The following is a 2,213-nucleotide window of genomic DNA, read 5'->3' on the forward strand; positions in this document are numbered from 1 at the left end:
GCTGGAATGGGTGCTGCGCGGCGTCTACGGCCTGCCCGAGGCGGACATCCTTGCCCTGCTCGAAGACCTCTCGGCGATCGACAACCTGGTGGTGGATCGGGCCGCCGCCGTCGCCCGCGCGGTGGAGGGCTGCCGGCAGGGGATGGATTTCTCCGATGCCCTGCACCTGGCGCAGGCCGGGCACTGCGACCACCTGGCGACCTTCGATGCTCGATTCCGCAAGCTGGCCAAGCGGCTGAAGCTGCAGCCGCCGGTGCTCGCGGCCTGACGGAACGCTGGGTTCTCCGTGCCACGGCATAGGGCCGCCGCCCGCAGGGACCGAGGGGGTCAGACCGAGGGGGCAGGTCTCACACGTAACATCGCAGTGTGCGATGTGAGACCCCTGCGGTGTGTTCACCCACGGCATTGACCGTGTGTTCGTCGTCGTCTCGATCGGCATGCTGGCGCTGGCGTTGCTGACTTGGGTCGGCTTGCGGCCACGCCGGTGACGCCGATGAATACTCTGACCTTTGTGTCTATCCTGAGCCCAGCAACGGTTTACTCCTGCGCTTGACCGCGGCCGAGCAGATCACGCGCATCCGCGTTGTCCCGATCGGCCTGCGCCAGCCGGTCCAGCGCGCCGGTGTCCGTGATACTGAGATCGGCGATGGCCTCGGGGGCAAGATCGTGCGCGGCGACGCGGTTGCGATGCATGGCGGCCTGGGGGTCGTCCATGGTGTAGACGCGGCTGATCGGTGGCGGGCGCAGGGCGCCCTCGTCCTGCACCATCGCGCGCAGGATGCGGATGGCTTCGCCGCGGGCGCGGGCGAAGCTGGTTTTGGTCTGGTCGATCCAGGCGGCAAAACACAGCTCAACATCACTGCCATCCTTTTCGTCGATCCAGACGTCGCTGGCGGGGTCATCGAGCACGAAAGGCAGGCTTGCCAGCTGCTCCTGTGCGCGGTCGCGGAGTCCCGCCATGTCGGCAGTCGGGTCGATGTCGATGGAAAAGGTGAAGCGGCGCTCAGGGTTGCTGGTGAAGTTGACGATGCGCGACTTGAAGACGGTCGCGTTTGGCACGCGGATCATGTTGCCATCGAGGGAGATCAGGATCGTGGCGCGCGAGGTCAAACGCACGACCTTGCCCACATCGCCCTCGATCTCGACCAGGTCGAAAGGGCGGAAGGGCTGGCGGATGGACAGCATAATCGACGCGATGAAGTTCTCGACCGTATCCCGCACGGCAAAGCCGATGGCGAGACCGATGACACCCGCGGCGCCAAGTATGGAGCCGAGCAGCGCCGTGGCGTCGAGAATATCGAGCGCGACAACCAGCCCGGCAATCAGGAAGACGAGCCGCACGAGCTGCCGGTAGATCCCGGCGATAAAGGTATTGGGCGCAATGCGTGCCCAAATCGGTAGCGCCCCGATCACCCTACCGAGGAGATAGATCGACAGTAGGCTGATCAGCGCCACGCCAATCAGAGGTAAGGAGGCGAGCGTCTGTGCGGCGCGCTGAATGAAGCGGTCGACGGAGGGTAGGAGCCGCTCTTCAAGCCCGGTCGCAGTGGTCAGCCGGTTATTGATGGCTGCAACCCCGTCGATCCGGGTGACGATCTGCGTGAGACGCGCAAGCGACGTGTTGTCGCGCGTTTCGCCGGTGAGGGTGACGACACCCGACTCGACCGTCAGTTCAACGCCATCGTAGCCGTCCAGCTCGTCAAGGATCGTCCGGAGGCGCTTGGCGATGGCATTGTCCGTCGCCGGGTTGTGCGGGGCACTGATCGGACTCTCCGGTTGAGCGGGTGCTTCCGTCTGTGCGGCGACGGGTGTCGCACAGACGAGCAACACGCAAAGGGCGCCAAAGAGCGGCCCGGTGATCTGGTGCATTGCGGTGTTCCCTTGATGAACGGCCAACGACGGACCGCGGCCCGATGATCGGGGCCGTGTCGCGCCGTCCGGTCCCCTTGGGTGTCTACGGTTGTCATGGCGTCTCGATCACATCCCGGGCCGACGGGGTTGACCGCATAGCTTGAGCGCACGGCTGGCATGCTGCACGTCCGTACTGCCCAAAATGGGCGTGGCCGTCAACGCTGCGGCCACTGTTGCGCGCCGTGAAGGACGCGCAGTATCACGATCTCGTTGTCGGAGACTGTGTATGGGACGAGGTAGGGGGTGCCTGTGACCATGAGCTCGCGGGTGTCGAGGACCCGACCCGGTCGGCCCAGGCTGGG

At 65.5% G+C, this 2,213-nt stretch carries 3 protein-coding genes; 1 reads left to right on the forward strand and 2 read right to left on the reverse strand.

Translation table 11 applies throughout. From position 1 onward, the window contains the following. On the forward strand, positions 1-268 hold a 268-nt coding region (locus I6U14_RS14500; RefSeq protein WP_296900227.1), incomplete at its 5' end, for a type II toxin-antitoxin system VapC family toxin. A 269-nt stretch (positions 269-537) separates the two neighbouring features. Here I6U14_RS14500 and I6U14_RS14505 read toward each other — a convergent pair. Next, positions 538-1,869: a mechanosensitive ion channel domain-containing protein gene (locus tag I6U14_RS14505; protein WP_296900228.1), complete on the reverse strand. Its 1,332-nt coding sequence runs from the start codon at positions 1,867-1,869 to the stop codon at positions 538-540. A 197-nt stretch (positions 1,870-2,066) separates the two neighbouring features. After that, the gene (locus tag I6U14_RS14510; protein WP_296900229.1) at positions 2,067-2,207 is read right to left on the reverse strand and encodes a type II toxin-antitoxin system RelE/ParE family toxin; all 141 of its coding nucleotides are present in this window, start codon (positions 2,205-2,207) and stop codon (positions 2,067-2,069) included. Between the last annotated feature and the right edge of the window lie 6 nt (positions 2,208-2,213).

The sequence above is a fragment of the Thiohalocapsa sp. genome, from assembly GCF_019695415.1.
GTDB lineage: Bacteria > Pseudomonadota > Gammaproteobacteria > Chromatiales > Chromatiaceae > Thiohalocapsa.